The sequence below is a fragment of the Croceitalea sp. P059 genome (genome assembly GCF_031846365.1).
GTDB lineage: Bacteria > Bacteroidota > Bacteroidia > Flavobacteriales > Flavobacteriaceae > Croceitalea > Croceitalea vernalis.
In genome coordinates, this window is sequence record NZ_JAVRHW010000002.1 from 26,942 (window position 1) to 52,300 (window position 25,359).

The window sequence follows — 25,359 nt, forward strand, 5'->3', positions numbered from 1 at the left end:
AGCTTCTTTTTTGCTATTTTTAAATTCATATAAAATTTACATGAGCAACTATCATATTAAGCATTTAGAAGAATATTTTCAGGTATACCGTAAATCCGTTCGTAATCCTGAAGCCTTTTGGGAAGAAATTGCAGAAGAGCATTTTGTTTGGCGGAAAAAATGGAATTCCGTTTTGGATTGGGATTTTTCTAAACCAGAGATTAAGTGGTATGAAGGGGCAAAACTGAATATTACTGAAAATTGTATCGATAGGCATCTTCATATTCGAGGAGACAAAACAGCCATATTATTCGAGCCAAATAATCCCGAAGAAGAGGTACAACACATAACTTACAAACAGCTACATGAAAAGGTTTGTAAAATGGCCAATGTTCTAAGTGAAAAGGGTATAAAAAAAGGAGATAGGGTAGTTATTTACCTTCCCATGATACCAGAATTGGCTATATCGCTTTTGGCTTGTGCACGTATTGGAGCTATTCATTCCGTAGTTTTTGCTGGTTTTTCTGCAACGGCTTTAGCAACTAGAATTAATGATTGTGGAGCAAAAATGGTATTGACCTCAGATGGGTCTTATCGTGGGGCAAAAACGATTGATTTAAAAGGCATTGTAGATGACGCATTAGAAGATTGCCCTAATGTGGAATCCGTATTGGTAGCTAAACGCATCAACTCTGTTATAAATATGGTTGAAGGCCGCGATGAATTGTTAGCTCCATTATTAGAGAAGGCCTACGGAGATTATCCGCCAGAAGTTATGAATGCAGAAGACCCTCTATTTATACTATATACTTCAGGATCAACAGGTAAGCCAAAAGGTATGATGCATACAACAGGAGGGTATATGGTTTACACTGCATATACCTTTAAAAATGTTTTTCAATATCAAGAAGATGATGTGTATTGGTGCACCGCGGATATTGGTTGGATTACTGGACACTCTTATATCATTTATGGCCCTTTGGCAAATGGTGCAACAACGGTAATGTTTGAAGGTGTTCCGTCTTATCCAGATTTCGGACGTTTTTGGGATGTTGTTCAAAAACATAAAGTCACTCAGTTTTACACTGCTCCAACCGCAATTAGAGCTTTAGCAAAAGAAAATCTAGATTTCGTTACATCTTATGACTTATCTAGTTTAAAAGTACTTGGTACTGTTGGTGAACCCATTAATGAAGAAGCCTGGCACTGGTATAATGACCATGTTGGTGAGAAAAATTGCCCAATTGTGGATACATGGTGGCAAACAGAAACTGGAGGAATTTTAATTTCCCCAATCCCATTCTCAACGCCTACAAAACCGACATATGCAACCTTGCCAATGCCTGGTATACAACCTGTTTTGATGGATGATAAAGGGAAAGAAATAAAAGGAAATCAGGTTGATGGTAGATTATGTGTAAAGTTTCCATGGCCATCAATTGCAAGGACCATTTGGAATGACCATAAGCGTTATAAGGATACTTATTTTTCTGCTTTTGAGAATATGTATTTTACCGGTGATGGTGCCCTCCGTGATGAGGTTGGTTATTATCGAATAACTGGGCGTGTTGATGATGTAATCATAGTATCAGGTCATAATCTAGGTACTGCACCAATTGAAGATGCAATCAATGAACATCCTGCCGTGGCCGAATCAGCAATTGTTGGTTTTCCACATGACATAAAAGGTAATGCATTATACGGATATGTTATTTTAAAAGAAACAGGGGAATCTCGAAATCGTGAAAATTTAAAAAAGGAAATCAATCAAATGATTACCGAACACATTGGCCCAATAGCCAAATTAAATAAAATTCAGTTTGTTCCAGGGCTTCCTAAAACCAGAAGTGGTAAAATAATGCGACGAATTTTAAGAAAGATTGCATCTAAAGAGACTGGTAATCTGGGAGATACATCAACACTTCTAAATCCAGAGGTAGTCAAAAAAATTATGGATGAAGCGCTATAAATAAAAAAGACCATCAGTATAGATGGTCTTTTTGTAGCGAGAGGGGGACTTGAACCCCCGGCCTCCGGGTTATGAATCCGACGCTCTAACCAGCTGAGCTACCTCGCCGTGCTTTGCCTAAGCGGCTGCAAATATAATTCTATTTTTTCGCGGAATCAAAATTCATAATTAATTTATTAATTGCAGTTTATTTTTTTATATTACCACCTTATATAAACACGTCCATAGTTAACGAACAAATAATGAGTGATAAAACAAAGTTTGAAATTGAGTTTGTAATTCAATCTTCACCACAATTACTATATAATTATATATCTACACCCTCTGGTCTTTCGGAATGGTTTGCTGATAATGTTAATTCAAGAGGCGAAATATTTATCTTTATTTGGGACGGGGTTGAAGAGAATGCGAAATTACTAAAACGTAAAAGTGATGAGTTTGTTCGTTTTGCTTGGGAAGATAATGAGGATGATTCTTATTTTGAAATGAGAATAATAGTTGACGAAATAACGAAAGATGTGTCATTGTTTATCAGTGATTTTGCTGAAGATGATGAAATGGACGAAGCTAAAATGCTATGGGAAAATCAAATAGGAGACTTAAAACAAGTACTGGGATCTAAGTAGTTAATCAGTATTTGAAAACGTATATTTGGCCTTGATTTTTTCAAGGCTTTTTTTATGGTCAATTTTAACGGACAATTACATTCAAAAGACAGTACATTTTTAAACCAAGATAATCGAGGTTTACAATATGGAGATGCTCTTTTTGAAACTTTGAGGGTTGTTAATGGTAAAGTTTTCTTTTGGGAAGAACATTATTTTAGATTAATGTCTAGCATGCGTATTCTCCGCATGGAAATACCTATGGAATTTACTATGGAATTTTTGGAAGCTGAAATAAAGAAGACCGTTGATGCTAATAATTTAAAAGATTCTGGGGCTAGGGTAAAGCTTTTAATAACTAGACAACCTAGTGGGTTTTACATACCAACCGTTAATGAAATTGATTTTATCATTAAGGTTGAATCTTTACCAGATATGTTTTATGTATTATCTGATAAGTCTTGCGAGGTTGAATTATTCAAAGATTTTTACGCAAACCCAGATATGTTATCTAATTTAAAAACTACTAATAAGATTTTAAATGTTGTTGCAGGAGTGTATGCCCAAGAGAATGGATATCATAACTGTCTTTTACTAAATAATAAAAAACAAGTTATTGAAACGATTAATGGAAATCTCTTTTTAGTAAAAGGAAGCACAATTAAGACTCCTCCTTTACACGATGGATGTTTAGATGGCATTGTACGAAAAAACCTCATCGAATTAATCAATGGTCTTGAAGAGTTTGAACTTATTCAAGAATCAATTTCACCTTTTGAACTCCAAAAGGCTGATGAATTATTTTCAACCAATGCAATTTCAGGAATAATACCTATCACAAAATATCGTAAGAAAGAGTTTCAAGTTAAAGTATCAAAAGATTTGATAGGTAAATTGAATGCCAGAGCTAGATTGGCTTAATTTAAAGTTGGATTTTCTGGAGCATTAGACCATATGAGGTAATCACCTCCAAGCTCGACCATTTTTTCCTTCCAAAATGCCAAAGAAGATTTTTCAATAATTGAACTTTGATATTCATTGTTTATGACTACCCATGATTTAGAAGATAGTTCTTGGTCTAATTGCAAAGAATCCCAACCTGAATAACCAAGAAAGAACCTAATATCTGATTCTGTAATTGTTTTATTATTGATTAATTCGATAGTCTTTTCAAAATCGCCACCCCAATAAATGCCATCAGATATTTCGATACTACCTTCAATTAAATGTGGAACTTTATGTATAAAGTAAAGGTTGTCTTGTTCAACGGGGCCACCATTGAAAACTTTAAAAGGAATATTAATTTCAGTAACTAAATCACTAATATCATACTCTAGAGGTTTGTTAAGTATAAAACCAACGGAACCCTCTTCGTTATGTTCTGCCAATAAAACTACAGATCTATTGAAAGACACATCCCCAGTCAGTGCGGGTTCAGCAACTAATAATTTTCCTTTTTTTGGCATTACACTTTTAATTATGCTCCATATAGCGTACTTAAATGTAAGATTTTTTTTATAAAATCAAAAAGTCTATAAACAATAAAAGCACTTCTTTTAGGAAGTGCTTTTAAGGTATAAAAAATATAGTTTCTAGTTTACAGCGTTACCTAGCTCAGTACCTGCTTTAAACTTTACAACATTTTTAGCTGCAATTTTGATAGTTGCTCCAGTTTGTGGGTTTCTACCTTCTCTTGCATTTCTTCTAGAAACAGACCAAGATCCAAAACCTACTAAAGAAACTCTGTTTCCTTTTTTAAGAGAACCTTCAACGTTTCCTAAGAAAGATTCCAATGACTTTTTGGCTGCTGCCTTTGTGATGCCAGCATCAGCTGCCATTGCATCGATTAATTCTGTTTTGTTCATAATTGAATTAAATTAATTGTTGTTAATATAATTTTAATGCTGAACAAAAATATACGGATTTAGCGTCGAGGCAAGTAAAACCAAGGGAAATCAGCGTTTTTGTTGATAACTTGGGGGGTTTGTTGATAAACCTGCCCATTTTTTTAAAATTCAACCATGCTAGTGATAGTAAGGCTTTAGCGTAGATATGCATCTGAAGCGATTGAAAATCCATTTAATACCTCATGAGATTTCATTTTTCTCTTCCCGGGTAATTGAATTTCCAACAAATGAATAAACCCAGTTTTGACTGCAACTCTTATTATTTTTTTATTCGCAAACACCTTTCCAACATCAAAGGAATGTTCCTCTTGACTAAAACTAACATCATAAATTTTTAAGGTTAATTCATCCTTATTGTTGTGAAGTGTTGTCCAAGCAGTGGGGTAGGGGCTTAAACCTCTAATGTGATTATGAATGGTTTTTAAAGATTTGTTCCAATCAATCTCACAAGTTTCTCTAAAAATCTTATGAGCAGGTTTTAATTCTTTACTTTCTTTTTGCTTTGACAGTAGCACCTTATTATTTTCAATAAGATTTACTGTATTCAAAATAAGGTTGGCTCCTAAATTCATTAATTTATTATGAAGTTGACCGGCTGTTTCGTTCTCTGATATATCAATAGATGCTTGAAGTATAATCTCGCCAGTGTCTATTTTTTCGTCTATGAAGAAGGTAGTCACTCCGGTTTTTGTTTCACCATTAATAATTGCCCAATTGATTGGTGCTGCTCCGCGATATTGTGGAAGCAAAGATGCATGTAAATTAAAAGTTCCGTATTCGGGCATTTGCCAAACTACTTTTGGCAACATTCTGAATGCCACAACAATTTGTAAATTGGCATTAAACCCCTTTAAAGTGTTTAGAAAATCTTCGTTTTTCAAATTAGTAGGTTGCAAAACTTTAATCCCCTGTTCAACGGCATATTTTTTTACTGCGGATTCTTGAATTTTACGACCTCTACCAGCAGGTCTGTCCGGCGCAGTAATTACACCAACAACAATATAGTTATGTTCAATGAGCTTAGCCAATCCTGCCACAGCAAAATCTGGGGTACCCATAAAAACAATTCTTAATTCTCTTTTCGTTTTATCTAAGGTCATATTGATTTTTATGATTTACAGATATGAGTTCGTCTTCTATCATTACCCTTAAAGCTTTTAAAATTGTTTCTTCACTATAATTCAATAATGAATGGAGCACCCTTGAAGTCTTTGGTTCATGCTTCAATTCAAGCTTAATTTCAGATATAATTTGCTTTAAGGACACTTCAATTGGTTTTTTAGCATTACAAAAATCACATATTCCACAATCTTCTTTTTGAATTTCCCCAAAATAGTTTAACAAGAATTTGCTTTTGCATAATTCAGATTGATTAACATAAAGTAAGATCTGTTTTAAATTATCTGTTTTTACTTTATTTAAATGGCTTATTTTTTTTGTAAATGGGTTTATGCTTTTGTCATCTTCCCGTGGTATTAAAAAAGTGATTTCTAAATCATCCTTGCTAGGGTTATAACTAATGACTTCATCTTCATGTAATTGAAGTAAACCAGCATGAATTTCATTTTCATTTAAATTACATTTTTTTGCCAATAAATAGGTGTTAATTTTAGTTTCAAAATCAAAAATGCCACCATAAGTTCTTAGTATTACCAATACCAAGGAAGAAATTGTTTTATGATTTTCGAGATAATTAAATATGCTATCTTTTGAAATCGTGAATTGTACTATAGTTTTTCTATTAAATGAATCAGAAAGTGAAATAACACCATTTTGGTCTAGTAGTCTTAGGGTGTTATAAACTAGAAAACTATTTAATTCGTAACGATGACAAAATGCATTGAAATTAAGGCTAAAGGTTTCTCCGCTTCCTTCTCCATATGCTATTTGAAAATAAGTATTGAGTTTTTGATAGCATGCCTTTACAAAAGCTATAGTTGGCAACGTAGATAAAAATTGACTTTTGACTTGCTCTTGATCATTAGTATTTGTTATGATTGTTGCTCTAGAAAACAATCCATCTCTTCCGGCTCTTCCAGCTTCTTGAAAATAATTTTCAATACTGTCAGGAATTTGATAGTGAATTACCTGTCTGACGTCAGGTTTATCTACCCCCATTCCAAAAGCATTTGTGGCAACCATTACATCGGTCTTATTTGTAAGCCAGTCTTTAAGCTTAGATTGTTTTTCCGCCTTACTAAGACCTCCATGATAATAAGTAGCACTAATTCCATTGTCTTTTAAAAAATTGGCCACTTCAAAAGTCTTTCTCCTAGTTCTCACGTAAACAATTGCGCTCTTACCATTTGCTTTTATTAAATCTTTTAAATAGTGTTGTTTATCTTCTTTTTTAATAACACTAAAGCTTATATTTTTTCTTAAAAAACTATCTTTAACAAAAAGAGGTTCTTTGAGTTGAAGATTAGTGATAATCTCATTAGCAACAACTTTTGTGGCTGTTGCAGTAAGGGCAATTATTGGAATGTTAGGATGAACTTCTCTTAAAACATTACAATCTAAATAGGACGGCCTAAAATCATGACCCCATTGAGAAATACAATGGGCTTCATCAATCGCGATTAGATTGATATTCATTTGTTGAATACGTTCTTGTACGAGGCTTTGTTGGAGCCTTTCAGGAGATAGGTATAAGAATTTATAGTTTCCAAATTGACAATTATCAAGGATGTTATTTAATTCTTCAAAAGAAACCCCGCCAGTTATTGAAATGGCTTTTATTCCCATTTCTTTTAAACCTTGAACTTGGTCATGAATTAAGGCGAGTAAAGGCGATACAACAATACAAAGTCCGTCCATGGCTATAGCCGGTACTTGAAAACAAACCGATTTTCCACCGCCCGTAGGCATTAAGGCAAGGACATCTTTCTGCTTAAGAATTGACGATATTATCTTTTCTTGTGAACCTTTGAAAGATGAATGACCCCAATATTTATTTAAAATTTCTTTTGGACTCAATTGCACTAAGCAAGATTTAATTCATTTAGGATAAAGGTACTACGTTCTTCGATAGTACTTTTTGGAACAATAATGGGTTTATATCCAAATTGAAGATAGGTACTCATCAAGCATTCATGTAATGCTAAAGCCTCATCAAAAGTCTCAAGTCTTTCATTGTCCGAAACATAAATTTCTTTCCAAGGCGGCATTATAAATAAAAAATCATATTTGTATTGCTGACAAGCCATGATGAATTTATCGTTATACTTTTGGTTGAAGTAGTCCATATAGGCTAAAACGTCAGGTACACCCCTATCAAAAAATATAACCTCTTTATCAAGATTTTTTGACGATTTGAAATGTTCTATTCTTCCATTTAATAGACTAATATTAAATTGGTAAGGGTCGTTTACAAATGCTAAAGGGTTAGAAACTAAGTCTTTTGAACTTTCGTCATTTTTAGCATCTGCGGTCATACTTCGAATGATCTCATGAAAACAATGAAATCCTTTTTCCTCTAACTGATTAATAACTACGGTTTTTCCTGTGCCGGGCGCACCAGTTATTACAATTTTTTTTGAATTCAAATGATTGTGTTTGATGGTACAAAGAAATGAAATTGAAACAAGGGATAAAAATTGTTGTACAACCCATTATCTTTGTAGAAAATACAGTATGGAAGAGAAAAAATCAGAAGAATTTTATAATCGTTTAAAAGAACAGTTACTGGAAAGTGGTACTTGGCCTTCAGACTACCTTTATAAGTTTATTGTGCCAACGGATAAAGGAAAAATTGATACCATCACTAAAATTTTTGATAATACCGGTGCCGTTATAACTTCTAAACAATCAAAAAAGGGTACTTACACAAGTGTTTCGATAACGGTTAATCTTAAAAACCCCGATGCCGTGATTGAAAAATATAAAGAAGTGACCAAAATTGAAGGGGTAATTTCGCTTTAAGTAGCTATAATGCCATAATTTTCTTAATTTGCAGACGTTAAACATACACTTCCTGTTTATTGTAATCATAAACTTTCCAGATTGAATTTAGTAGAAAACTTAGAATATAATACCGAAAGACCTCATTTAATAATCCCGGAATACGGTCGTCATTTTCAAAAAATGGTAGACCATGCGGTATCTATTGAAGATAAAGAAGAACGTAATAAGGTGGCCCAATCAATTATTAGTGTGATGGGTAATTTACAACCACATTTACGTGATGTACCTGATTTTCAGCATAAATTGTGGGATCAACTATTTATAATGTCTGATTTTAAATTAGATGTTGATTCTCCTTTTCCAATCACATCTAAAGAAATTTTACAACAAAGGCCAGACGCTTTAGAATACCCCCAGAATTTTCCTAAGTATCGATTTTACGGAAATAATATCAAAAGAATGATTGATGTTGCCGTAAAATGGGAAAAAGGAGATTTAAGATCTGGGTTGGAGTATGCGATAGCCAATCATATGAAGAAATGTTATCTTAATTGGAACAAAGACACTGTTGAAGATTCGGCTATCTTTTCTCATTTGAAGGAATTGAGTGATGGAGAAATTGACTTAGCACCTAATGGTGAAGCACTAACCGAAAGTAGTCAATTCTTAAAGAATAGAATTCAAAAGTCAAACAGGTCAAATTCCAATAATAAGAAGAACCAGCGTAATCATAATCGCGGAAAAAAAAGATATTAACTTCTTAGTTAAATAGTTTCATGGGAACATTTAGAATTGAAGGTGGACATCAATTACAAGGTGAAATCACCCCGCAAGGTGCAAAGAATGAAGCATTACAGATTCTTTGTGCTGTTTTATTAACACCAGAGAAGGTCACAATTCATAATATTCCTGATATCGTTGATGTCAATAAGCTGATAGCTTTATTGGAAGATTTAGGTGTTAAGATTCAGAAAAAAGGTAAAGGCTCTTATACCTTTAAAGCTGATGACGTCAACCTTGATTACTTACAATCTGATCAATTCAAACAAGATGGTCGGGGTTTAAGAGGTTCTATTATGTTGGTTGGTCCTTTACTTGCTAGATTTGGTAAAGGTTATATACCAAAACCAGGTGGTGATAAGATTGGAAGAAGAAGACTTGACACCCATTTTGAAGGTTTTATAAAATTAGGAGCAAAGTTTAGATATAACCGCGAAGAATATTTTTATGGTGTTGAAGCTGATAAGCTTCAAGGTACATACATGCTTTTAGATGAAGCTTCCGTCACAGGTACCGCTAACATCTTAATGGCTGCAGTTCTTGCTGAAGGCAGAACAACCATTTATAATGCCGCTTGTGAGCCATATTTGCAACAGTTGTGTAAAATGTTGGTTCGGATGGGCGCGAAGATAACTGGTATTGGGTCAAATCTATTGCATATCGATGGGGTTGATAGCTTAGGTGGCACGGAACATACTATGCTACCAGATATGATTGAAATAGGTAGCTGGATTGGTTTGGCGGCAATGACTAAAAGTGAGCTCACCATAAAAAACGTAAGCTGGGATGATTTAGGTCAAATACCAAATGCATTTCAAAAACTAGGAATTACTGTTGAAAAACAAGGTGATGATATTCACATTCCTAGCCATAAAGATGGATATCAAGTTCAAAACTATATTGATGGTTCTATTTTAACCATTGCTGATGCTCCATGGCCTGGTTTAACACCTGATTTATTGAGTATTTTATTAGTGGTTGCGATACAAGCTAAAGGAGAAGTTGTCATACATCAAAAAATGTTTGAAAGTAGATTGTTTTTCGTTGATAAACTCTTAGATATGGGGGCCAAGATTATTCTTTGTGACCCCCATAGAGCAACCGTAATTGGCCATAATTTTCAATCAACTTTGAAGGCTACTACTATGACTTCACCAGATATTAGAGCAGGAGTGTCTTTATTAATTGCTGCGCTTTCAGCAAAAGGAACCTCAACAATCCATAATATTGAGCAGATTGATCGTGGTTATGAAAATATTGATGAACGATTACGAGCAATTGGAGCTAAAATAGATAGAGTTTAGTTCATTCTAGAGCCTTTCCGCTAACATTCTATGAAAATGGTGTACACCCTGTTCTCTTGTTGGTGAAAACCTGCCGGCCTTATAAAAACGTGATTGTAAACCTTGGTGTACTCCTTCTACAACAAATTCATCTTCACGTTCTACCTTGTCCATTAGCTTGCTGGCTGCTCCTTCAAACCTGTTTTCACCATGTAAATAGGTGATAAATGATACTTTGGTTTTTGTAGATGAGATTGGTTTAACCACATTTACAGAAAGTCCCCAAGGATAAAAGTTGAGCATGATATTTGGAAAAATCCAGAAATAAAAAGCGGCAACTTCTTTTCCATACAATGGGTGGGCTTCAGGTAATTTATAAGTTCCTTCTGCACCGTCTGCATACCCAATTTGTAAAGTGCCATAATCAAACAATTCTGTTGCGTATGAGTCATAATCTAAAACAGCATTTAAATCTGGATGAACAAAAGGAATATGAAATCCTTCCAAATAGTTGTCACAATATAAAGACCAATGGCAGTTTACCAAATAATCTTTACTACTGATTGGGTCAATTTTGAATTCATTTAATGGAAGAAACCCAACGTATTTATCCAAGAAATTTCTAATCACTAAAAAATCAACTTCAGGGTTTAAACCTGTGAACAAAAACGGTCCCCATTCTTCAAGTTTAAATTGGTGTAGATGATCACAAGGCCTTGGAAAATCTTTTGCTTCATTAAACTCTGGCATATGTTTGAACTTGCCATTCAAATCCCAACGTCGACCATGATACATACAACTAAGTCCACGATTTAAATTACCGGGATTTTGTGCAATAAGATTTCCACGATGGGTGCAAACATTACTCATGCAACGAATACTACTTTGCTTATCTCGCACCAAAACCATTGGTTCATGTAAGTAGTTCTCCATGAAAGAAAATGGATATGCAAAATTATCTAACGGAACAAGTGACGAACTATCACCAATAAATTGCCACGATTTAACAAAAATATCTTCTTTCATTTGCTCAAAAATTTCTTGGCTACGATAGAAAGAAGCTGGTAAGGTTTCAGCCTGGGTGATATCAGGGTTGATATAGAGTTTACTCATTATTTTTCTTTTTTAAGTAGAGGTAAAATGGAATACCAACTAACAATAATATGGTACCATAAAATACAATTTCATAACCACATCCAATAATAATCCAAATACAAAAACAAAAAGCTAAAAACGAAACCCATATTAAAGGGTGATTTAGTCTTTTATGCTTATTGAAAAGAATTAAGGCTAAGCTGGCAGCAGAAAATAGATAGGGTATTACACAAGAGAGTGTAGAAAGTGTCATCATAAATGTAAATGCTTCAACTAAACTTTTCGAAAAATTGAACATCATTAGAAGTGAAGCAAGAATACTTGATATCACTATACCTATAACAGGTGATTTATTGTCATTTTGTTTTTTAAAAACTTTTGGAAAAAGCCCGTCTAATGCTGCAGCCATTGGAATTCGACCTTGTAATAATATCCAACCATTTAAGGCACCAATGGTCGCAATAATAGCGCAACCTGCAATAATAAACTTTGCTGAATCTCCCCAAAAAATATTTGCAGCATCTGCAAAAGGGGCAGTGGAACTTTGGAGAGTCTCCGGAGGAATAACTCCCATAATTGCTAGAGAACTACTGAGATAAACTAGAATTGTTATTACCGTACCTATAAATGTTGCTTTATTGACGGTTTTGGAAGCGTTTTTAGTTTCACCACTAATAATCCCAGCACTTTCCATTCCTAAAAAAGCAAATAACGTAAGTGTAGTGGTGGTGGTAATAGCCCCAAAAGATGACAATTCACTTCTATTGAAGGGTATAAAATTATCCCAGTTAATAAAAAAAACTCCAAAAAAACCTATTGCCAAAATTGGTAGAACTTTTAGTATGGTTGTAATTATTTGAATACTAGCAATAGTTTTTAGGGGCTTTGAGTTGATATAAGTAAATAGCCATATAAATAACAACCCCGTTAGTATTGAGATAAATGGAGAGCTCCCGAGTATAGGAAAGAAGACTTCTAAATATCCTACTAGTGCAACGGCTATAGCGGCGTTGGTAGCCCAAATTGCTACCCAATACCCCCAAGCAACCAAAAATGCAGAAAAATTACCAAAACTTATTCGTGTATAAATATATGGACCACCAATGGTATTAGGAGCTATTTTACCTAGGGCTCCATAGACATAAGCAATAAGCAATGCTCCCAAAGCAGCGAAAACCCATCCAATCATGCCAATACCTCCATATAAAGCAAGTGATGCTGGAAGTAAAAAAATTCCTGATCCAATCATATTGCCCACAACTAATGCTGTCGATGATAAGAGCCCTATTTTATTTGAATTCGAGATTTATTTATTTTTTTACGCTATTATATTGCGATGATTTAAAGTTAGGGAGAAAGCAACAATGAGTAATTAAACTAAGTAGTATTTCTTCTTGAGTTAGAAAATAATACAACCTAAAATTACGGTTTTAGCTATATTACTGGTTGAATTATAAAGAATAAAATTGGCTGAGTAAACTAAAAACAAAGATTAGAGTCCAACCTATAGTTCTTAACCAATTTTTACGAACTAATTGCTCTGTAATTAATTTATAATTATCAGTCTTTTCAATTTTATTATGTAAAGGAACAAATATGCTGAAGGTCAAAACCCAAACAACAACAATTAGTGATAATTTTAAAATATGAAAAAATAAACCCTCTTGAGTAGCTACTATTATTGAAGATATTAATTGACCAAACATTAATGGTATTACAACTATCGAAATGCGCCTTGTATAGATCGGGTGCCAGGTGTTAAGTTCTTTTTTGGAGTAGTAATTAAACCCTGGGTAAATAATTAACTGTACTATCCAAATAAGAATAAGAGTGGCGGTATCAAACAAAAGGGAAATTGACATACTTTTTTGTTGAGGAATTTTTTGCACCAATTGTATTAAAGCTAATAGCTTTTAAAATTGTTAGCCTTTTTCAACAACTTTGCCGTCTGGGTATGTTGCAAAACGCCCTTTTTCTTTTTCATGCACATTATCGGGGTAGGGCCATGGCCACCCACCAAATTGGGTAACCCGATATTCATCCATGGCTTGTTGAATTTCTTCATCCGTATTCATAACGAATGGGCCGTATTTTGCTACAGGTTCTGCAATGGGTTTTCCTTGTAAAAGAAGAAAATGTCCTTTTTTCGCGCCTACTTTAAAACTGGCAACTTGTGAAGCATCTAGACTAATTCCGAAATTGGGGTTCACTTTCTTATCTCCGAAATAAATTTCTGAGCCCTCATAAAAATAAAGGGTACGCGTCACTTCGGTAGTTGCTTTAGGTATCGTAAACTCAGTTTCTGCATCTACATGAATATTCCAAACAGCAACTTCATTATCGTTGTTTGCAGCCCATGAATTTGGCGCAGGGTCATTGGCTATAGCTTTTTTGTAATCACCGGCAATAACTTTTATAGTTGCATTTTTTTCTTGAACGATTGGGATATCTTCATGCCAGAGCATTTTGAAATGAGGGTCAACAAATTTATCAGCTTTGGGCAAGTTTAACCAAATTTGAAAGAGCTCTAACGGGTTTTCAGCATCATCATTTAAGAGCGGAAACATTTCTGAGTGCTGAACCCCTCGTCCCGCTGTCATCCATTGTACATCACCTTCGCCAAAACGACCAGCGGCTCCTAAGGAATCAGAATGATCACAATACCCTTTATTAACTATAGTAATGGTCTCAAAGCCACGATGTGGATGGTATGGAAAACCTGGTATAGTTGAACCATGGTACATACGCCAACCGTCTTTAATGGTAAAATCATTACCTATATTTCGACCATTTAATAATTTTGAGTCAGGCCCCATTGCTCCATTTCCTTTTGGATAATGGTCCAAATGGTATACTGCAAAAAGAAATGGGTCCTGCGTTTGCCAAGGAAAACCTAATGGAAAAGTCTGAATAATAGGATTACTCATTGTCAATTACTATTTTTCATTGAGTTTCTCAATCTGTTTTTGAACTTCATCTGCCTCCGCATATTTGTTATCACTCTCACTTCTATTAATTTTCGAAAGGTCAAATGCTTCTTTCATTAACTTTTGATACTTTTCTTGGAGTTTTTCTACTTCTGTTTTCTTTTTAAATAATCCGAACATAGCAATTCTTATATTTTAGTTTTCTCCAATCGGTGGAGGTCCGTCAATCATTGGTTCATATACCTCGTCACCTTTACGAGTTTTAAATTCTTCAGTAACCTTATCAATTAACTTTTGATTTTCAAATAAATCAACCATAGTCATCGCCATGGCTTTTGAAGCATAGACCATTCCCTTATGGCCAATGCTCATACCGCCACAAGCAACAACCGCCCATGAATGCCAGGGCGTATCTTTTGGAGCAACGGTAGCACTTAGATTAATATTCGGAACATTCCAACTTACATCACCGACATCTGTCGAGCCACCTCCAGGGTTCTCTAAAGTTGCTCTAAGGGGTCTAATACTACTATCCATTCCAACCTCTTCTTTACCAGTTGCTTTTTGAATGGCTTTACCAAAAGTAGTTTCTTCATCCGTGTAGGTTATTGGGCCTAATAACTCTAAGTTGCTTTGCATAATCTCACCACCAGAACGATTAACTAGAGTTTCATAGATGCCAGAAACTAATGAAATTTTATAATCTACGTTGGCCATAATAGCGGCTCCTTCAGCCATGGCTTTTACGCGTTCATACGTTGGTAACATTACCTTACGTTTTGGATCACGAACTCGCACCCAAAGTTTTGCATAATCTGGCACAACGTTCACGACTTGGCCACCATCTTGAATATGGTAATGTATTCTTGAACTAGGGAGAACATGCTCACGATAGTAATTGATACCAGTAGTATATAATTCCAAGGCATCAGAAGCGCTTCGTCCATTCCAAGGGTCAGCAGAAGCATGCGCTGCCTGACCATAAAATTCTACTATAAAATCAATCAAAGAGAGACCACTTTGAACATCGGCCTCAATGTTGGCACCAGGGTGCCAACTTATATTTACATCTACATCATCCCAAAGACCTGCCTTAACCATCCAAACCTTAGCAAAATATTTTTCTTCAGCTGGTGTACCTAAAAACTTTACAGTTCCTTTTATTTTACCAGCATCCATTAGTTCTTTAATTGCAATTGCCGAGCCTAAGCTTGAAGTACCGAACATATTATGACCACAACCATGCCCAGGAGCATCTGGTGTGAGGGGTTCTTTTATGGGGCTTGTTTTTTGTGAAAGACCAGGTAAGGCATCAAATTCCCCCAGAATACTAATTACAGGACTACCAGAACCATAAGTAGCGGTAAATGCCGTTGGGATTTCTGCCACCCCTCTAGTTACATTCATTCCGTTTTTTTCAGCATAATCAGCCAAAATACGAGAAGATTCACTCTCGTTAAAAGCTGTTTCGGCTAATGCCCAAATAGAATCACTAATCTTAATAAGTTCGGTTTTATGCTTTTCAACTGAAGCGATTACAGCTTTTTTGTTTGAACTTATTTTTTGTGCGGTAACCCCAAATGCCGCAAAAATGCAAAGGATTGTTAGAATTTGATTTTTCATTTTCAAAAAGATTGAATAGGTTCTTTAATTAGAGTCTCTAAAATAACGAAAAAGAATTAGCTGACAGCTTCTTTATAAACTCTTAGACAACGTTCTCGAGCCATTTTATGGTCAACTATTTTTGTTGGGTAGGTGAGTTCTTGTAATTCAGGAACCCACCTGTTAATGTATTCTTTTTGTTTATCAAATTTTTCAACCTGCGTCATCGGATTAAAAATTCGAAAATATGGTGCCGCATCAACTCCGCTGCCGGCCGCCCATTGCCAATTGCCGATATTACTAGATAATTCAAAATCAAGCAGTTTTTCGGCAAAATAAGCTTCACCCCAGCGCCAATCTATGAGAAGATGCTTGCATAAGAAACTAGCTACCAACATTCTCACACGGTTATGCATGTATCCGGTAGCATTTAATTCTCGCATACCCGCATCAACGAGGGCGTAACCGGTTTTTCCATTTTTCCATTTTTCAAATTCAGCTTCGTTATTTCTCCATTCAATCCTATCATATTTTGGTTTGAAAGATTTTTCTTTGGTATGCGGAAAATGCCATAGAATTTGCATAAAGAATTCCCTCCAAATTAGTTCATTCCAAAAAACCTCATTTTCTTCTTCGATTGCCTTTCTAAGCATTTTTCTTGGAGAGACGGTGCCAAAACGTAAATGAGGTCCTAGTTTCGAAGTTCCATTTTCTTTGGAAGGAAAATTTCGTGTTGCTTCGTAGTTCTGAATTAATTCTTTAGTAACCACGTAGGGTGCTGCTTTTACTGAAGATTCTACAAAACCTAAATCATTCATTGATAAATTTGGAGCATTTGAATTTGTACCAAACTTTGAAAAATCGATTTTATAATCCACTAAATGTAAAGATGGATTAAAATTCTCTTTCCATTTGTTCTTAAAGGGAGTATAAACAACATAAGGTTTTCCATCACCCTTAACAATTTCATCTTTTTCAAAAATCACTTGATCTTTAAAACTCTTAAAACCAATATTATTTTTTGATAATAATTCGTTTATCTCCTTATCTCGTTGTATCGCATAGGGTTCATAATCATGATTAGTAATTACTTGAGCTATGTTATGACTTTCAATTAGTCTTTTAAATACTTCTGTAGGTTTTCCATGAAAGACTGAAATATCGCCTTCAGATTTTAATTTTAAATCATTTTTGATTCGTTGTATGTTCTCATACAAGAAAGTAAGGCGCGCATCATCTTTCGGTAATTTATCAAGAATTTCAGAATCAAAAATGAATATTGGAAGTACTGAATATTCACCCTTTAAGGCATGATAAAGACCTACATTATCATCAAGGCGTAAATCTCTTCTAAACCAAAAAACGGTAATTTGTTCAGTCATTAAGAAACGTTTAAAGTTGACATTCCTCCATCAACACCAACAATTTGACCAGTCATCCAGGTACTTTTTTCACTTAAAAGAAATACGGCAATGTTGGCAATATCCTCAGCATTACCAACTCTCTTGAGCGGGTGTCGCTGAGACATCATCTCTCGTTTTTTATCATTATTTAATAATCTGGCGGCTAATGGTGTGTCGACTAAAGAAGGTGCGATACAATTAACTCGTACTTTAGGTGCAAACTCAGCTGCTAATGACTTAGCAAAACCTTCTATAGCTCCTTTAGCAGCTGCCACACTGGTATGAAATGGCATTCCAGTGCTTACTGCAACGGTACTGAAAAAAACCATGCTTGAATCTTGTGCCATTCTTGGCATTATCGTCTTGACGACCTTGACCAAGGAGAAAAAATTTAGCTCCATTTCTTCTTTAAAGACCTCAATAGAAAGCATCTTTAAGGGCTTGAGATTAATACTGCCAGGGCAATAAGCAAAACCGTGTAATTCCTCTGGTAGTTGTGATTCATCTAAAGTTTCAGTGGTAGCATCAAATGAGATATAGTTTACATCAAGATTATAAAGTTCTTCATTTGTTCTAGAGGCAATGTACACAGTATAGTTGGAATGAAGTGCTTTAGCCATTTCAAAACCAATACCATGTGAACCACCTATAAGTAAAATATTTTTTGACATTTAAATTGCTATTATTTCTAAGTTGTTTTTATATCCTTTTAATACTCCAAAAAGCTCATTTAATTTAGCCTCACGAAATTCAAAAATTTGTTTCAGTTGTTTCTTTACTATTAGAGGCTGCGCAATTTGACCAAGCAAGCCAAACGGAATTTTATAGTCAATTACATCTTCCATTTCAATACCACCTTCAACTTCCTTTATAAAGTGCTTGTGATGCCATAAAGCATAAGGTCCAAAACGCTGCTCGTCAACAAAATACTCTTCTTTTTTAACATGGGTGATTTCGGTAACCCATTTGGTTGCATAACCTGGGAAGGGCTTAACCAAATATTGTATTATTTGGCCTTCAAACATAGGTCTATCGGTCCCTGATAAAATATTGAATCCCATATGCTCAGGGGTAATAACTTTCAAGTTTTTAGGGTCAGAAAGAAAATTCCAAGCTTCTTTTTTACTAATGGGAAAACCCTGTTTAGCTCTAAGTTGATATAACTTCATAAAAGAATTTTAACAAATATAAAACCTATTTTGTTTAATGTAAAATTATAAAGGTTAAACAAATTAAAAATATTGTACTTTTCAAATTTTATAAATTTAATTACATCGTTTAAATGCTGAACTTATCTAGAATTTAGAGAGACTTTAAGATTCATTCTTATTTTTACACCATAATCTTACTTTTTGAAGAAACTTGTTTACGTAATATTACTTTTTTATTCAGTTCAAATTTGGTCACAAGCCGATATTGTTGAAGTTGGTAATTTACCTCAACAAATTATTGAAACCTCTGGTTTATTGTCTTACAATGGTAAATTAATTACGCACAATGATTCAGGTAATGCCCCTGAGTTATATGAACTTGATATAACTACCTCACAAATAACAAGAACGGTAAGTGTTGCCAATGTAGTAAATATTGATTGGGAAGACTTAGCTCAAGATGAGAATTACATTTATATAGGGGATTTTGGCAATAATACTGGTGATAGGCAAGATTTGAATATCCTTAAAATTTTAAAATCTGATTATGATAATTCGGATAGTGTCACTGCAGAGATTATTAATTTTCTTTATGAAGACCAAACAGATTTTACTTCATCTGAAGATAGCGACTTTGATGCTGAAGGCTTTTTTAGCTTAGGAGATAATCTAATTATTTTAACAAAGCAGTGGCAACAAAACGGAACAGTTGCTTATAAAGTACCTAAACTTTCGGGTGCTTTCTTGGCTGAACGATTAGATTCTTATCAAGTCAATGGATTGGTTACTGGGGCGACATATAACCAAAATACAAATCAGCTATCAATTGTGGGTTACTCGCAATTTCTATTTCCTTTTTATGTTTTAGTTGACGATGTTCAAGAAAATGCAATTTTTGAAGGTGAAAAAACGAAAACTAATTTAAATATTGGTCAAGCACAAGTGGAAGCAATTACATTAGTAGGGGCAGAGCAATTCTATATTAGTTCCGAAGATTTTTCTAATCCACCTTTAGTGAATTCCCCCTCTAGGCTTTTTACTTTTTCACTTGATAGCGAAGAGGAAGAAAATCCGCCAGGAGAAGAGAACCCTGAAGGAGAAAATACACCAGATGAAGAACTTGTGGTTTATAAAACCTTCGGTTCTCAAAGTCTCAATTATAGTTTGATTACGAATCGTGCTGTTACAGGAATGGGCGTTTTTGATGTTACCGGGAGAATGGTGACATATATTCCTTTAGAAAGAATCAGCACCGACCCTATTGATATATCAAGTTTTAATCAATCGCTTTATTATTTAACTTTCTTTCTCATTGATGATGCCATTTCGGTTCCTTTTTTTCGTGATTAAGTCATTTCTTTAGGTATTTATTAACATTTGAAACTTTCCTTTATAAGTAGTTTTGTGTGACTTATAAATTTTATAAAAACACTTACAATGAAAAAATTAGCTTTTTTTACAATGGTAGTTTTATTAAGCTGCACCTTAGGCGCTCAAATACAAACACCGCAACCTAGTCCAGCTGCAAAAATGTGGCAAACAGTAGGTTTAACAGAAGTTACAGTTGATTATTCTAGACCTTCAATGAGAGGTAGAACAATTTTCGGAGATTTAGTACCTTTTAATGCTTTATGGAGAACAGGTGCTAACGCCTACACAAAAGTGAGTTTTAATAAAGATGTTACCATTGCTAATCAAGCAGTTGAAGCTGGTACATATTCTATATTTACGAAGCCAGGTAAAACCACATGGGAAGTTTTCTTTTATACAGATACACAGGGGGGTGGAACTCCGGCTGAATGGGATGATGCTAAAGTTGTTGCTAAAACTACTGTTCCAGTTATGCCAATAGAAATGCCTGTAGAGACTTTTACAATCACTATTGATGATGTAACAAGTTCAGGTGCACATATTGGAATCCTATGGGAAAATACATATGTGGGTATTCCTTTTGGTGTTTCAACTGATGCTGAGGTTGTAAAGAGTATTGAAAATGTTATGGCAGGGCCGAGCGCTGGTGATTATTATGCAGCTGCCGTTTATTATGCTAGTGAAGACAAAGACATAAATAAAGCTAAAGACTGGATGAATAAAGCTATGTCAATGACTGAGAAACCAGCTTTTTGGCAATTGAGACAACAGTCTTTAATTTTAGCTAAGTCAGGTGATAAGGCAGGAGCAATTGCAACTGCTAAAAAATCTTTAGAAGGTGCTAAGGAGGCTGGTAACATGGACTATGTTAAAATGAACCAAGACTCCTTGAAAGAATGGGGAGCAATGTAATTCAATAAAAAATATAAAATTTAAACCTGACGTTTACGTCGGGTTTTTTTATGCTTTAATGGGAGGGTTTCTTAAAGTTCTATCCAGGCCTTCAAGTAAAATTGCTAAAATAATTACTAAGCCACAACCAAAAGCGTTTAACCATAAATAAGACATCCAATCTTGACTCCAACCTAGTATTACAATGGCTTGTGTTACTAAGGCAGCAATAAATACTGCATTACCTTTAACAAACTTTAAAAAGAAAGCAAGTAAAAAGATACCTAAAACATTACCATAGAAAATAGAACCAATAATATTGACTAACTGAATTAAATTATCGAAAAGATTAGCAACGCATGCAATTATAATTGCAATAATTCCCCATATCAGGGTAAACCATTTGGTAGCCGTAACATAGTGTTTTTGAGAAAATTCCTTGCTCTTGTTTCGCTTATATAAGTCTAATGCAGTGATTGTTCCTAAAGCATTTAGTTCAGATGCGGTGGATGACATTGCCGCTGATAAAATAACTGCTAATAATAACCCGATAAGACCGCGAGGTAGATTATTTAAAATGAAATGGATAAACACATAATCTTTATCATTCGTTTCTGCATTAGGACTAGCTTCACTTATGAGTGTTTTTGCTGCATCGCGATTAATACGTTCTTCTTTATTGACTTGAACAACATTTAACTTAGCCTGTTCGATTGCATTATAGTCTTTCAACTTTAAAGCTGCAGAGTAATCGTTTTGCGCCATTCGCTTTTGCTGTTCCAGTTCTAAATGTTCTTCCTCAAGTATTTTGTAATTATCAGCATACTCAGAGGTTAGAACTGCCTCGGTTGCAGCTGGGTTAAAGTTTAATGGAGAAGAATTATACTGGTAAAAAACAAAAACCATCACACCAACTAAAAGGATAAAAAACTGCATTGGTATTTTTAAGATTCCATTAAATATTAATCCTAATTGACTTTCACGAACAGATTTACCTGAGAGGTAGCGTTGTACTTGACTTTGGTCTGTACCAAAATAAGCTAAGGCGAGAAAAAATCCACCGGTAATACCACTCCAAAAAGTATATCGATTTTTAGTATCAAAATCAAAATTTAAAATATCAAGTTTTTCATTAGCTCCTGCAATTTTTAGAGCTTCCCCAAAAGAAATGTCTGCTGGTAAACTGCCTAAAATGAAGAAAAAAGCAAAAAACATGCCTACCATAATGATAAACATCTGTTGTTTTTGAGTTACGCTAACGGCCTTTGTACCGCCCGATACAGTATACGCAATTACTAGCGTACCAATGATAATGTTGAGCGTGCGTAAATCCCACCCTAAAACCGCAGAAAGAATAATTGATGGGGCAAAGATTGTTATACCTGCAGCTAGCCCTCTTTGTATTAAAAAAAGAATAGCTGTTAGTGTTCTAGTTTTTAAATCAAATCGTTTTTCTAAAAGCTCGTAGGCTGTAAAAACTTTTAACCTATGATAAATAGGAATAAATACAGCACAGATAACAATCATGGCTAGTGGCAAACCAAAATAGAATTGTACAAATCCCATTCCGTCATGAAATGCTTGTCCGGGAGTAGATAAGAAAGTAATTGCACTGGCTTGAGTTGCCATTACTGATAGACCAATTGTCCACCATTTAGCATCACTACCTCCTCTAACATAATCATCAACACTATTACTGCCTTTAGTTTTCCAAACCCCAAAACCTACAATAAAAAATAGGGTTCCACCTAAAACAATCCAATCTAAAAGCGCCATAAATTAAATGTTAGATTTCATGATATATAAGAATATCAAAATATAGAGCGTATTCAAAACAAGAACCATGGTGTATTCTCTTTTCCATGTAAACTTGTCCTCAAGATTATCCTTTGATTTCATCTCCTTTTTTAAGATTTTCTTTTCCTAAAGATAACATGTTTGCGAAAAGCTTATAGGCACCAGAGACACCTGCTGGTAATTCTCTAAAAAAACTTAGACCTGTATAAATATAATGACCTTCGCCAAAAGGTGCTACCAATAAACTTCCTTGTTTCGGTGATTCACCTTTATCACTCATTGAAAGTATCGGTGTAAATTCTTCACCCCACTCATTTGGAAAGTATAAACCACGCTCTTGTACCCAACCATCAAAATCTTTTTGAGTAATGGCGTTTGGGAAATTAACTAATTCGTGGTCTTTAGCTATAATTTGTACAGGTGCATTTTCATTAGTTACTCTATCTCGAGAAATTGTCAATGGGTAAGGAGCTAAATTTTCAAATTGATTACGCCAACGGTTTGCTGTGTTATATTGTATAATTAGATTACCTCCTTCTTTTACATAATCTAATATATAGTTTTGCTTAAACTTAAGTTCTTCAATTACGTTGTATGCTCTAATTCCGACTACGATACCATCATATTTTTTTAAAGTACCTTTTTCAATTTCTGATACATTTATTATTTGAACATTATATCCTATTTGCTCAAGACTTTCGGGTACTTTATCACCAGCCCCAACTATATAGCCAATGTTCTCGCCACTCTTTTGAATGTTCAAACGAACGACTTTAGCCTCCGCCGGAAGTAATACAGATTGTTTTGGAATGTGGTCATATGCTATTTCAACTAAAGCTTTGTTGTAGTCGCTATTACCTATGGTGATTTTAGGCGCAATATACCCATCACTTTCATTAATTGGAGGGGTGACTTCAAAATAAATGGTTCGAACCTCGTCTTTTTGAGCAATTGAAAAATCTATAGTTGAAGGCGAAACTTTCCATCCTACAGGATGATTAATTGAAGCAATACCAGAAATTGTATTTTTCCCCGCTCTGATAGCCAAAGCAACTTGTTTTGGTTGAGCATCAGCAAAAATCATGACATCGTTAGTAAAACTTGCGGTCACCTCAGGTAAAATTACAAAAGGCTCAAATATTTCACCTTTGGCTGGTTTAGAGTAGCGTCTGTAAACAGGTTTTGTGAATGTCATAGGAGAACCTGAAAAATCGAATTGAAAAGTGGCTACGAAAGCTACAGGAGTTTCAGGCTTACCAATTAATTTTTTGTCCGCTACCTCATACATGCCTAAAGTTCCTTTTTCATTAAGCCAATATGGAGATGTAAACGCATTGTCTTCTGGAATGGTAAATTCTAGCTCGAGGTTCTCTTTTTTATTTTCTGTTAGGGTAAGATTAGGTTCTATTCGGTGATTTGTTTCATTAATAACTACAGAATTTAACTTTACTTGAATATTACTTCTATTTAATATTTCAAAATTCACTTTTAAAGTTTCATTTTGTACTGCAGAAGCTGATGATGCATTAGCCTCCAAATACATGCCTGAACATGCAAGAATAATCTCTTTTAAATGATTTGATTTTAGGTTTTTCCAGTGCTCATCAGTACTTTCTTGAAGTAATTTTAATGCTTCAACTAGCTGAGGAACATGTTCTGAAGGGTTTGTAAAATTAAAATCATTTTCAACCTCGTTTAAAATGTTTCCAATGGCATTTCCACCTTCTATTCTCGACCATGTTGTATTAATACCATCAAAAATGTTGTTTTTATCTGCTAGTATATCACCTCTTAACAGTTCTATATATTCATCTTGGGAGCCTCTTGTTGACAAGCGACCAAAACCTTGACAAAGATGTTGACTACTCGCTAATGATGCAATTTCATTATTTGATTTACCCAATTCTTTATAAAAGACGCCAACATCCATTTTTAGCATATTGGTTTTGTCAATTTTAGCAAAAGCTTCTTGACTACCATACCGCCACCATGAAGTGTTGTAAAATAAGCGTTTAGGTTGCCAAACTTCTGTAGTTTCCAAATGTTCAGGATATGAATCTTCACTCGCAGCTAAATCAAAAGCCTTCAAGCTTAACATAGCAGAAGATGTGTGATGTCCGTGTGTTTGACCAGCTCTTCTATGATCAAACCGATTTATTATGACATCAGGTTTTAAGTTTCTTATAGTCCAAATAACATCACCTAAAACTTCTTCTTGATTCCAAATCTCTAGTGTTTCATCCGGGTGTTTTGAATAGCCAAAATCATTTGCCCTACTAAATCGTTGCTCACCCCCATCAATTCTACGGGCGGCCAATAGCTCTTGAGTTCTCAATAGTCCTAAAAGCTCTCTTAATTCAGGACCTATAAGGTTTTGACCTCCATCACCTCTTGTTAAAGACAAATAGGCTGTTCTTGCCTTTACCTCATTTGATAAATAAGCAATTAGACGCGTATTTTCATCATCAGGATGAGCCGCGACGTACAAGGCTGTACCCAAAAAATTAAGCTTTTGAACCTCATGATGAATTTCCGAAGATGAAAGTTGTTTTGGTGCTTGTGCTTGAATAAATGAGCAAAAGAGGATTGAGCTTAATGCTAAAGCCTTGATTTTTTGCATAATTGGCTATTTTATTTAACATCAAATATAGAAAGATTAACATGCTAGAAGATTACATTTAGAACTTCTTTAACAT

Annotated in this window: 24 protein-coding genes and 1 tRNA gene; 8 read left to right on the forward strand and 17 right to left on the reverse strand. The window is 34.6% G+C overall.

Features of this window, described 5'->3' with window-relative positions; genetic code table 11:
- The first annotated feature begins 40 nt into the window (after positions 1 to 40).
- Positions 41 to 1,948, forward strand: coding sequence for an acetate--CoA ligase (gene acs / locus RM542_RS06495; protein ID WP_311384922.1), 1,908 nt, complete (start codon positions 41 to 43; stop codon positions 1,946 to 1,948).
- Positions 1,949 to 1,982: 34 nt separating this feature from the next.
- Here acs and RM542_RS06500 read toward each other — a convergent pair.
- Positions 1,983 to 2,056: transfer RNA gene (locus tag RM542_RS06500), tRNA-Met, on the reverse strand.
- Positions 2,057 to 2,190: 134 nt separating this feature from the next.
- On the opposite strand from RM542_RS06500, the gene RM542_RS06505 reads away from it, so the two are divergent.
- Positions 2,191 to 2,574: an START-like domain-containing protein gene (locus RM542_RS06505; RefSeq protein WP_311384923.1), complete on the forward strand. Its 384-nt coding sequence runs from the start codon at positions 2,191 to 2,193 to the stop codon at positions 2,572 to 2,574.
- Between the two features lie 54 nt (positions 2,575 to 2,628).
- Positions 2,629 to 3,474: an aminotransferase class IV gene (locus RM542_RS06510; RefSeq protein WP_311384924.1), complete on the forward strand. Its 846-nt coding sequence runs from the start codon at positions 2,629 to 2,631 to the stop codon at positions 3,472 to 3,474.
- Here RM542_RS06510 and RM542_RS06515 read toward each other — a convergent pair.
- The 5 genes from RM542_RS06515 to RM542_RS06535 form a co-directional block, all read right to left on the reverse strand.
- The gene (locus RM542_RS06515) at positions 3,471 to 4,019 is read right to left on the reverse strand and encodes a YqgE/AlgH family protein (RefSeq protein WP_409220517.1); all 549 of its coding nucleotides are present in this window, start codon (positions 4,017 to 4,019) and stop codon (positions 3,471 to 3,473) included. The two genes, RM542_RS06510 and RM542_RS06515, sit on opposite strands and share 4 nt — an antisense overlap.
- 126 nt (positions 4,020 to 4,145) lie before the next feature.
- A complete protein-coding gene (locus RM542_RS06520; RefSeq protein WP_311384925.1) occupies positions 4,146 to 4,418 on the reverse strand; it encodes an HU family DNA-binding protein in 273 nt (90 codons plus the stop codon).
- Between the two features lie 176 nt (positions 4,419 to 4,594).
- Positions 4,595 to 5,560, reverse strand: coding sequence for a methionyl-tRNA formyltransferase (gene fmt, locus RM542_RS06525; RefSeq protein ID WP_311384926.1), 966 nt, complete (start codon positions 5,558 to 5,560; stop codon positions 4,595 to 4,597).
- Positions 5,547 to 7,442: a RecQ family ATP-dependent DNA helicase gene (locus tag RM542_RS06530; protein WP_311384927.1), complete on the reverse strand. Its 1,896-nt coding sequence runs from the start codon at positions 7,440 to 7,442 to the stop codon at positions 5,547 to 5,549. Before RM542_RS06530 ends, fmt begins: the two co-directional genes overlap by 14 nt.
- On the reverse strand, positions 7,442 to 8,005 hold the full coding sequence (locus RM542_RS06535; RefSeq protein ID WP_311384928.1) for an ATP-binding protein: 564 nt from the start codon (positions 8,003 to 8,005) through the stop codon (positions 7,442 to 7,444). The genes RM542_RS06530 and RM542_RS06535 overlap by 1 nt, the downstream gene beginning before the upstream one ends.
- A gap of 88 nt (positions 8,006 to 8,093) precedes the next feature.
- Here RM542_RS06535 and RM542_RS06540 point away from each other — a divergent pair, with 88 nt between their 5' ends.
- The 3 genes from RM542_RS06540 to murA all read left to right on the forward strand — a co-directional run bounded on the left by RM542_RS06540 (position 8,094) and on the right by murA (position 10,447).
- Complete coding sequence (locus RM542_RS06540; RefSeq protein WP_311384929.1) at positions 8,094 to 8,381, forward strand: DUF493 family protein; 288 nt, start codon at positions 8,094 to 8,096, stop codon at positions 8,379 to 8,381.
- Between the two features lie 81 nt (positions 8,382 to 8,462).
- Positions 8,463 to 9,119 carry a DUF4290 domain-containing protein gene (locus RM542_RS06545; protein ID WP_311384930.1) on the forward strand — a complete coding sequence of 219 codons (657 nt, stop codon included), beginning with the start codon at positions 8,463 to 8,465 and terminating at the stop codon, positions 9,117 to 9,119.
- 20 nt (positions 9,120 to 9,139) lie between these two features.
- Entirely contained in the window at positions 9,140 to 10,447 is a 1,308-nt protein-coding gene (gene murA, locus RM542_RS06550) for a UDP-N-acetylglucosamine 1-carboxyvinyltransferase (RefSeq protein ID WP_311384931.1), read from the forward strand.
- Positions 10,448 to 10,453: 6 nt separating this feature from the next.
- Here murA and RM542_RS06555 read toward each other — a convergent pair whose 3' ends face one another.
- The 9 genes from RM542_RS06555 to RM542_RS06595 all read right to left on the reverse strand — a co-directional run bounded on the left by RM542_RS06555 (position 10,454) and on the right by RM542_RS06595 (position 18,622).
- On the reverse strand, positions 10,454 to 11,539 hold the full coding sequence (locus RM542_RS06555; RefSeq protein WP_311384932.1) for an aromatic ring-hydroxylating dioxygenase subunit alpha: 1,086 nt from the start codon (positions 11,537 to 11,539) through the stop codon (positions 10,454 to 10,456).
- Positions 11,532 to 12,827, reverse strand: coding sequence for an amino acid permease (locus tag RM542_RS06560; RefSeq protein ID WP_311385639.1), 1,296 nt, complete (start codon positions 12,825 to 12,827; stop codon positions 11,532 to 11,534). Before RM542_RS06560 ends, RM542_RS06555 begins: the two co-directional genes overlap by 8 nt.
- A gap of 145 nt (positions 12,828 to 12,972) precedes the next feature.
- Entirely contained in the window at positions 12,973 to 13,410 is a 438-nt protein-coding gene (locus RM542_RS06565) for a hypothetical protein (protein ID WP_311384933.1), read from the reverse strand.
- 33 nt (positions 13,411 to 13,443) lie between these two features.
- Entirely contained in the window at positions 13,444 to 14,448 is a 1,005-nt protein-coding gene (locus tag RM542_RS06570; protein WP_311384934.1) for a pirin family protein, read from the reverse strand.
- A gap of 9 nt (positions 14,449 to 14,457) precedes the next feature.
- Positions 14,458 to 14,628 (reverse strand): Lacal_2735 family protein, encoded by a 171-nt coding sequence (locus RM542_RS06575; protein WP_311384935.1) that lies wholly within the window; start codon positions 14,626 to 14,628, stop codon positions 14,458 to 14,460.
- 15 nt (positions 14,629 to 14,643) lie between these two features.
- Entirely contained in the window at positions 14,644 to 16,071 is a 1,428-nt protein-coding gene (locus tag RM542_RS06580) for an amidohydrolase (RefSeq protein ID WP_311384936.1), read from the reverse strand.
- A 56-nt stretch (positions 16,072 to 16,127) separates the two neighbouring features.
- Positions 16,128 to 17,432 carry a deoxyribodipyrimidine photo-lyase gene (locus RM542_RS06585; protein WP_311384937.1) on the reverse strand — a complete coding sequence of 435 codons (1,305 nt, stop codon included), beginning with the start codon at positions 17,430 to 17,432 and terminating at the stop codon, positions 16,128 to 16,130.
- The gene (locus RM542_RS06590) at positions 17,432 to 18,124 is read right to left on the reverse strand and encodes an SDR family oxidoreductase (RefSeq protein ID WP_311384938.1); all 693 of its coding nucleotides are present in this window, start codon (positions 18,122 to 18,124) and stop codon (positions 17,432 to 17,434) included. The genes RM542_RS06585 and RM542_RS06590 overlap by 1 nt, the downstream gene beginning before the upstream one ends.
- Positions 18,125 to 18,622 carry an SRPBCC family protein gene (locus tag RM542_RS06595; RefSeq protein ID WP_311384939.1) on the reverse strand — a complete coding sequence of 166 codons (498 nt, stop codon included), beginning with the start codon at positions 18,620 to 18,622 and terminating at the stop codon, positions 18,125 to 18,127.
- Between the two features lie 183 nt (positions 18,623 to 18,805).
- On the opposite strand from RM542_RS06595, the gene RM542_RS06600 reads away from it, so the two are divergent.
- Together RM542_RS06600 and RM542_RS06605 are read left to right on the forward strand one after the other, a co-directional pair.
- On the forward strand, positions 18,806 to 19,954 hold the full coding sequence (locus tag RM542_RS06600; RefSeq protein WP_311384940.1) for a hypothetical protein: 1,149 nt from the start codon (positions 18,806 to 18,808) through the stop codon (positions 19,952 to 19,954).
- An 87-nt stretch (positions 19,955 to 20,041) separates the two neighbouring features.
- Positions 20,042 to 20,887, forward strand: a complete 846-nt coding sequence (locus tag RM542_RS06605; RefSeq protein WP_311384941.1) for a DUF2911 domain-containing protein — start codon at positions 20,042 to 20,044, stop codon at positions 20,885 to 20,887.
- A gap of 48 nt (positions 20,888 to 20,935) precedes the next feature.
- On the opposite strand, the gene RM542_RS06610 is transcribed toward RM542_RS06605, so the two are convergent.
- Complete coding sequence (locus RM542_RS06610) at positions 20,936 to 22,642, reverse strand: sodium:solute symporter (RefSeq protein WP_311384942.1); 1,707 nt, start codon at positions 22,640 to 22,642, stop codon at positions 20,936 to 20,938.
- A 106-nt stretch (positions 22,643 to 22,748) separates the two neighbouring features.
- The gene (locus RM542_RS06615; protein WP_311384943.1) at positions 22,749 to 25,283 is read right to left on the reverse strand and encodes a PIG-L family deacetylase; all 2,535 of its coding nucleotides are present in this window, start codon (positions 25,281 to 25,283) and stop codon (positions 22,749 to 22,751) included.
- Positions 25,284 to 25,359 lie beyond the last annotated feature (76 nt).